The organism is Neisseria sp. P0022.S010 (genome assembly GCF_051956635.1).
Genome location: NZ_JBQCXF010000611.1, coordinates 1 through 1,642, shown reverse-complemented (window position 1 = coordinate 1,642; position 1,642 = coordinate 1). Strand labels below are relative to the sequence as shown.

Below are 1,642 nucleotides of genomic sequence, written 5' to 3'. Positions count from 1 at the left end.
ATTTGCATGGTTTGAAAAATCCTTTATCTTTTCCGCCGTTTCATCAACGGAAATCACGCGCCGATTATACGCTTTTATTCATCAAAAAGGCCGTCTGAAATAAGTTTCAGACGGCCTGGTTTTTATTTTATCCGGCAAACGTATGTTCGACAGAAGGGAACGTTTTTGCTTTGACTTCGTCCACATAGGCTTTGACCGCAGCTTGAACGCTGTCTTTGCCCTGCATAAAATTTTTCACGAATTTGGCGGTTTTACCGGGGAAAATGCCGAGCATATCGTGCATTACCAAAACCTGACCGTCGCAATCCACGCCTGCGCCAATGCCGATGGTCGGGCAAGAAACTGTCTCGGTCACTTTTTTCGCCAATTCCGCAGGAACGCATTCCATCAATACGATTGCCGCACCTGCCGCATCATGCGCTTTAGCGTCGTTGAGCAACGCTTCCGCCTTGTCGCCGCGGCCTTGAACTTTATAGCCGCCGAATGCAAACACGGATTGCGGGGTCAGGCCGATGTGGGCGCAAACAGGGATACCGCGCATTTGCAGAAATTCAGTGGTCTCCGCCATCCAGACGCCGCCTTCGAGTTTGACCATATGCGCGCCGGCCGCCATCAATTCGGCCGCCGCCGCAAATGCCTGCTCTTTGCTCTGCTGATACGCGCCAAACGGCAAATCGCTGACAATCATGGCATTTTGAGTGCCGCGAGCCACGCATTCAGTGTGGTAGCACATATCCTGCAAGCTCACCGGCAAAGTGGACTGACGACCTTGCACCGCCATGCCCAAAGAATCGCCGACCAGCAGTACATCTACGCCGGCATTGTCCATCAGCGCGGCAAAGCTGGATTCATAAGCGGTCAGCATGGCGATTTTCTCGCCCTCTGCTTTCATTTTTTGCAAAGTGTTTACGGTAATCATGGTGTTGTGTGTTCTGCCCGGTGGGCAGCCCTTTGTTATAAATGGAAACGCGGTATTATAAGGTCTGCTTTTAAAATATCAAAGCATAAGCAAAAAGCCCGACTGCTTTCACAATCGGGCTTTTAATTGGTGCCGGCACCAAGAGTCGAACTCGGGACCCCCTGATTACAAGTCAGGTGCTCTACCAACTGAGCTATACCGGCTTACTGAAATGCCTTGCAGCACCGTCAGTCTTTAACTGGTGCCGGCACCAAGAGTCGAACTCGGGACCCCCTGATTACAAGTCAGGTGCTCTACCAACTGAGCTATACCGGCAAGGAAGTCGGCATTATGCCGATAAGTTCCCATCTTGGCAAGCATTTTAAAACAAAGTTACTCACGAAATTATAAAAACCAATGATTTTAAAGAAAATTAAATACACACCTTATCTTTCCATCCAACACGCAAAAAGGCCGTCTGAAAACCGCCCCAGCGCAAAACATCATGGTTTCTGTTAAAATAACGCCTTCTACATCTTTCCGTCTTTGTCCATGCCGCCCCGCCATCCTTACCGCCGCCTGCGCCCAGCCAAATCCCATCTGCCTGAAGTCGGCATTTCCGAAGAAGGCAATATCCGTTCCCTGCACTTGGGCAGCGACACCATTCAAAGCTCCATGAATGTCGATCATCCGTCCGAGCTGGTGTTGTCGTACAGCCGCGCCATGATGGGTTGGCTGCTGTTT

1 protein-coding gene, 2 tRNA genes and 1 pseudogene are annotated in these 1,642 nt (G+C 50.4%); 1 reads left to right on the top strand and 3 read right to left on the bottom strand.

The features are described from left to right. Positions 1-127: 127 nt before the first annotated feature. The 3 genes from panB to ACTHUT_RS19915 form a co-directional block, all read right to left on the bottom strand. Positions 128-919: a 3-methyl-2-oxobutanoate hydroxymethyltransferase gene (gene panB / locus ACTHUT_RS19925; RefSeq protein ID WP_004521070.1), complete on the bottom strand. Its 792-nt coding sequence runs from the start codon at positions 917-919 to the stop codon at positions 128-130. A 127-nt stretch (positions 920-1,046) separates the two neighbouring features. Next, positions 1,047-1,122, bottom strand: a tRNA-Thr gene (locus ACTHUT_RS19920). A gap of 36 nt (positions 1,123-1,158) precedes the next feature. Then, positions 1,159-1,234: transfer RNA gene (locus tag ACTHUT_RS19915), tRNA-Thr, on the bottom strand. 216 nt (positions 1,235-1,450) lie between these two features. Here ACTHUT_RS19915 and ACTHUT_RS19910 point away from each other — a divergent pair. Further along, positions 1,451-1,642, top strand: a pseudogene (locus ACTHUT_RS19910) (polyamine aminopropyltransferase); the annotation flags it as partial.

Excerpts from the sequence above, each read along its gene's own strand:
- panB (WP_004521070.1), bottom strand. The coding sequence starts at position 919 with ATGATTACCGTAAACACTTTGCAAAAAATGAAAGCAGAGGGCGAGAAA.